Origin of the sequence: Mesorhizobium delmotii, from assembly GCF_900149755.1 — a bacterium.
In the GTDB taxonomy this organism is placed as follows: domain Bacteria; phylum Pseudomonadota; class Alphaproteobacteria; order Rhizobiales; family Rhizobiaceae; genus Mesorhizobium; species Mesorhizobium delmotii.
Genome location: NZ_FUIG01000110.1, coordinates 1 through 5,017, shown reverse-complemented (window position 1 = coordinate 5,017; position 5,017 = coordinate 1). Strand labels below are relative to the sequence as shown.

General features: G+C 61.7%; 6 protein-coding genes and 1 pseudogene. 5 read left to right on the top strand and 2 right to left on the bottom strand.

All coding sequences use genetic code 11. The annotated features are described in order from the left end of the window. Window positions 1–315: 315 nt before the first annotated feature. Window positions 316–645, top strand: a pseudogene (locus tag BQ8482_RS40890) (glutamate dehydrogenase); the annotation flags it as partial. Window positions 646–1,247: 602 nt separating this feature from the next. Continuing rightward, window positions 1,248–1,346: a hypothetical protein gene (locus tag BQ8482_RS40885; RefSeq protein ID WP_123152131.1), complete on the top strand. Its 99-nt coding sequence runs from the start codon at window positions 1,248–1,250 to the stop codon at window positions 1,344–1,346. Between the two features lie 196 nt (window positions 1,347–1,542). Here BQ8482_RS40885 and BQ8482_RS40250 read toward each other — a convergent pair whose 3' ends face one another. Both BQ8482_RS40250 and BQ8482_RS40245 read right to left on the bottom strand, forming a co-directional pair. Next, a complete protein-coding gene (locus BQ8482_RS40250; protein ID WP_280178900.1) occupies window positions 1,543–1,884 on the bottom strand; it encodes a LysR substrate-binding domain-containing protein in 342 nt (113 codons plus the stop codon). Between the two features lie 107 nt (window positions 1,885–1,991). After that, window positions 1,992–2,471 carry a LysR substrate-binding domain-containing protein gene (locus tag BQ8482_RS40245; RefSeq protein ID WP_280178899.1) on the bottom strand — a complete coding sequence of 160 codons (480 nt, stop codon included), beginning with the start codon at window positions 2,469–2,471 and terminating at the stop codon, window positions 1,992–1,994. Window positions 2,472–2,484: 13 nt separating this feature from the next. Here BQ8482_RS40245 and BQ8482_RS37570 point away from each other — a divergent pair, with 13 nt between their 5' ends. From BQ8482_RS37570 to BQ8482_RS40880, 3 genes are all read left to right on the top strand, one after another. Continuing rightward, the gene (locus tag BQ8482_RS37570; RefSeq protein WP_244603143.1) at window positions 2,485–3,144 is read left to right on the top strand and encodes a hypothetical protein; all 660 of its coding nucleotides are present in this window, start codon (window positions 2,485–2,487) and stop codon (window positions 3,142–3,144) included. Between the two features lie 634 nt (window positions 3,145–3,778). Continuing rightward, complete coding sequence (locus BQ8482_RS38575) at window positions 3,779–4,183, top strand: helix-turn-helix domain-containing protein (RefSeq protein ID WP_165848870.1); 405 nt, start codon at window positions 3,779–3,781, stop codon at window positions 4,181–4,183. Then, complete coding sequence (locus BQ8482_RS40880) at window positions 4,123–4,323, top strand: helix-turn-helix domain-containing protein (RefSeq protein ID WP_483237941.1); 201 nt, start codon at window positions 4,123–4,125, stop codon at window positions 4,321–4,323. The genes BQ8482_RS38575 and BQ8482_RS40880 overlap by 61 nt, the downstream gene beginning before the upstream one ends. Window positions 4,324–5,017: the final 694 nt, after the last annotated feature.

Below are 5,017 nucleotides of genomic sequence, written 5' to 3'. Positions count from 1 at the left end.
CTTAAATCGCGACACGCTTTAGTCGTGTACAATATTGGCCGCAGCGTGCCGCTCGACCGCTACCACGCCTCACCGCGCCAGTATCACGAAACTGTCGAGCCATTCGAATACGCCAAGGGCGATCTTCTGCGTCGCGTACACCAGCGTGGCTTCGTCTCCACAGGGCCTTCGCTACAGGCCAACCGCCTCAGGCGGCGTCTTCGACGCCTGGTTCAGACAGAAAAAAGAAACCATCGACCTCAATGCCTTGGGACGATAGCATGCAAAACTGTTCGCGATGTCTTCGCACACCTGTTCGCGATGTCCCTGTCCAAACACGCAGGAGGCGTGGTGGTGAGCCATTTCGAATGGGTGAAGAATCTGACCCACCCACAACTCTTTCGGCTTGATGGAAAGGCGGCGGAGGGAGCGACGAAACCAGACAATCGCCACAGCGCTCGAGAGGATGACAGGCAGGCCGGTTCCAGCCGATATGCGCGACGAATTTCTTGAAGGGGCGCCGAGATCGATCTCGTGCGGTCCCCTCCCCTTATGAGGACGTCATGCACAGCACTTGGGCCCGTATCTCCCAACCTCCTTGAGGAGCAGCCGGAATCTCGGCGACTAAGAGAAGCCGCCTATGTCGCGTCCATTCGACAGATCGCTAGCTTGATGTCTATCAATGGTTGTTATTGCCTCCACGATCGCCGTTGGGGACTCGGCCAAATGGTTTTGCGGGGCATCGGTCGCCTCGACATCGGTCAGGCCGCAACGGGCGGGATCGGTATTGTCTTTCTCGCAATCATCCTAGACCGCCTTGGCGTTTTAGGCGGTTTGCCGCCGCTGTCACGGTGCTTGGCACTTTGGCCATGTCTCCTGGATACGCGGCTGCGGAAGGAACTTCCGGGGAAAGGCGCGACCGTTAGGCCTCTCTATGATGGCAATGCGGAAGAACTATTCGAAGCCTACGTAGTGAAGTAAGAGCTCGAGGATCTCGGCTATATCGTTGACGGCCCCTTCTCAGGCACAAACTCCCCTCGCCCATATACCTGTGGCAAACGGTGATGCGGATTGCACTGGTACACCTTGCATATTGCGCTTGCTGAGAAGGCTGGCGGCGATGCCAAGGCTCATCGGGTCGGCACGCTCGCAAAGACCTCGATCCAGGGATACTCCGCCTGCCTCGTTCTCAGGCGGTGCAGGAGCGAGATCCGCTAATCTACGAACCGGATTGGGACTAGTATGCCCGGTTCGAGGAATGGCGCGGCATGCTTGATCGCATGGTGGACGCTCCGCCCGCACTTGCTGCGGCGATCCTTTGGGACGCCTGGGAACAGGTCAGTCCACTGCAGCATCATCAGCCCTAGCTCGGTTCCTTGCTGGTCGAAGCCGTGTTGAGGCAACGCTGCAAGACCACAGCCTACCTGTTCGCCCGCAACGCTGGTTTGTGCATCATCGCCCGGGAACGGCGACTCACCGTGACAGGACAACGCGGCTGCTGGCGTTTCTCGACGCAGTTCGGAAGCCGCCGCGCATAGTTCGAAGGAGCACGACCGCCTGGTCTTAGCGAGGGAACAGATGCTGAGACGTCCAAAGCGGCGGCGCGGCAACTCGAAGCTGCCCCGGTTGACCGATGACGTCGCAGATCTCCCACGCCGGCGGCGAGAAGCGTTCGACGAGTTCATCGACCGTGAACCGGATTTTCGGTGCGAGCGTCCTCGTAGTCGGCCAGATGGCATGGATTGGAGCGGTTTCGACAAGGTGGACTGACAGCACGCACTCGAGGTCGCCGCTTGCAAGCGCCTTCGCTATGAGCCAAGTCGGCAGGAAGGCAATGCCGCAGCCTTCGAGCACGGGATCCAGCATCGGCTCGCCATGGCCGAGCACGATGCGTCCCCGCGGCATGTATTTCCGCAGCCGGCCGGAAACGTCGCCGACCAGCCATGCGCCACGAATCCATCGCGCCCGTAGACGACCAGCGAATGGCCGTCGAGCTCGTCGATCGTCTGTGGTCAGCCGTTGCGCCCGAGATACGCCGGAGCGGCGCAGATCGTCGAGCGTTGGACGCAAAGGCGCCGGATGGTCAGCCCGGCGCTGTTGCCAAGTTCGCCCATGCGGATCGCGATGTCGATCCCTTCCTGGACAAGATCGACGCGACGGTCGTTGAAGGAAATGTCGAGCGTCAGATCGGGGAAGCGCGCCGCGATATCGAAAAGGATCGGCGCGGCGCAGCGCCGCCCGAAGGCGAGCGGCAGATCGACCCTAAGCCGTCCGGAAGGGACTCCCCGATGCGCGGCCAGTTGCGCTTGGCCGGCATCGAGGCGAGGAAATGGCGGCGCTCGCCAGTGCCAAAGGGGTGCTGGCCGTGGTCGGAACCCAGGCCCGCGTTGCCCCCGAGTTGGAGCATCTGAGGCAGTTGATTGCCGACGGCTTCGTCGGCGAAGTGCTGTCGACCACTCTGGTCGCGCGGGCGGCGGCTGGGGCGGCTCCATCGCGGAAAAGAAGGTGAGCGCCTATCTTCTGGACCGCGCCAACGGCGCCACCATGCTGACGATCCCGGTGGGGCATACGCTGGCGGGGCTCAGAGACGTGCTCGGCGAGATTGCTGAACTGTCCGCGGTGCTGGCCACGCAAGGGACCTCGGCGCTCGCCGTCGATACGGGGGAGACGCTGCCTGTATCTGCCCCGGACCAGGTGCGGTCAGCGGCGTCCTCGCCAGCGGCGCCCCCCTCCATTCACTACCGCGGCGGCACGGCGCGGGATGATGACGGTCTCTTCTGGGAGATCAACGGCACAGAGGGCGACATCCGTGTGTCGGGTCCAACCGGCCACACGCAGATGGTACAATTGTCCCTCAAGGGCGCGCGGGGCGATGAGAAGGCATTCCGCCCGCTGGAGATTTCCGCCTCATACCGTTCCGGCTGGCCGGCAGACGTCGAGCCGGGGAATGTCGCCCGAGTCTATGCCAGGATGGCCCGGGACCTGCGCGAGGGCACCCGCACTGCGCCGAGTTTCGACGACGCCGTGGCAGTGCATCGCGTCATCGCCGCAATCGAAAGAGCGGCCGAAAGCGGAAGCCGCACCCGTGGCGAGATTCTGGCACGGCGAGGTAGGCTGAGGTCGATTCGTAGAGCGGTCCTGCGGCAGTCGTCCTCCTTCGGCTGATGTCGCGCCACAGCGCGTTCGGTGGGCGGACGGGCCTTCGAGCCCTTCAACAGCGCGACGACGTCTTCGTATTGACCGTAGCGGAAGATATGGCTTGAGGCGACTTCGACTGAATACCTGGCGCTCGTCCGCCTTAGTGGACAACTTGCCTTCAACAATAGCGGACGGATGCTCCAGGCCGCCTGGACGGCTTTGGGTTAGCCTGTGTCCCCGAGAGGATCTGGCCCTGAAGCGGGAGCTGAACCGGACACGCTCGCGATTTGTCACTGCCGAGATTGTCGAGATTGAGTGGCGCGGCGTTTCGCGCGAACGTTCCGGCCCCCGGCGATCGGTTTCGCATTCTTACGGGCGAGCCGCGTCAGTACATCAAAACCGGCGGCACTGGCGCGAAGCGCGTGCACGGATCCTGACGTTGAACGAAGTCGCGGCGGTCGAGGGGCAACCTTGAAGCCAAACGTCCTCTCGCAAGCCGGAGGGTGACACGACGATATCGTGGCCAGATATGTCCGATCCGCCGATGAGGTGGCGCGTCGTTCGCCTCTCTACCAGACGTCCGCTCGTGCAATCGCTGGTGACAGGAACGTCCTGGATTTCCTGCACGATTCATTGATCGGGGCTGGCCGCCTTCTCGGAAGTGTTTAGCCAGGCCCAAATCCGCGACGCTGTCTTCGTCAAGGATGGGCAGTTTTCAACGTGCGCGGGGAAACTAGCAGCCTTCGACTTAGCGGTCGATCTGATCGCCAGCCATGTCGGCGGGTTTACCGCACAGGAGGTTTGCCGTTACGCGACGGTGGACGGCCAACGCTCAGGTTCCAACCGCCAGACTGAGCCATCGGGTCTCGCCTTTGCGGGTGTAAGCGATAAGCTTCTGATGGCCATGCGGCTCATGGAAGAGCATGTGGAATACCCGCTGACGATGAAGTTGCGCAACGGGCTGGCCTGTCGCGGCGCCAGTTGGAACGCTTGTTTGCCGCACACGTGCACATGCCGCCGGTACGCCATTACCTTAGGATCGGTGTCGCTCATGCCAAGCGGCTGATCGAAGGCACAAGCATGCCCATTATCGACATCGCAATGGCCTGCGGGTTTTTATCCCCTTCACACTTCGCAAAGTGCTTTAGAACTTTCAACGGCCTCTCGCCGCAGCAGTGTCGCGCAACGACGCCGGCATGGATCTGATCCGGCCTCGGCTAGACAAGGCGAAACTAAAGGATCGTTGCGGTCAGTTCGGATAGGTCTACCGTTTCGTTGGGTGCGTGCCGGACCGAGACCAAAAAGCCAGCAGGTGCCGAGGTCAACCCCAAGAGGGCAGTTCGCCTCGCGGCCATTCTTCGGATTGATCCGACATACCCGTTCCACCGTGACGCCACAATGAGTTATCTGTCTTCGGATATGGTAAATTCAAATCGAGTTGCAGCGACCGCGGTGGATGCTGGCGACCTGCCTCGCGCCATGGCGATGCGGAAGGGTCCAGGCAGCGCGCATTGGTTCTGCGCCGAACACGTCCGGCCGATCCCGAAGCGACGGCACATTCGCCCCGGCGCCGGCGCCAAGCGCACAAAAGTCCCTCTGGATCATCACGCGCCTGGCCTCGAATGGCACTACGAACCTACCCGCGCAAAGCGCACAAACTGGTCGCGATGTCTTCGCACAACTGTTCGCGATGTCTCAGGTCCAAACAGGTCCCTTGTGGGGAGATCGCTCACATTGCCCAAACCGCAATCCTAGGCCTTCCCGAGGCCACTGCTCATCGCCATAAATGTCGAATTTTCCTCTCGCCGATCGAGGATTTATCCACATCCTATACGAACGTTTCCCTCTCGGAATCCGAGCGACGTCGTCGTTCTCGACCTGCCCGCCTGCAAGAGAGCGA

Bases quoted from the DNA above. Each gene is read 5' to 3' on its own strand.
- BQ8482_RS40250 (WP_280178900.1), bottom strand. From the start codon at position 1,884: ATGCCGCGGGGACGCATCGTGCTCGGCCATGGCGAGCCGATGCTGGAT.
- BQ8482_RS40245 (WP_280178899.1), bottom strand. From the start codon at position 2,471: ATGGAGCCGCCCCAGCCGCCGCCCGCGCGACCAGAGTGGTCGACAGCA.
- BQ8482_RS40885 (WP_123152131.1), top strand. From the start codon at position 1,248: ATGCTTGATCGCATGGTGGACGCTCCGCCCGCACTTGCTGCGGCGATC.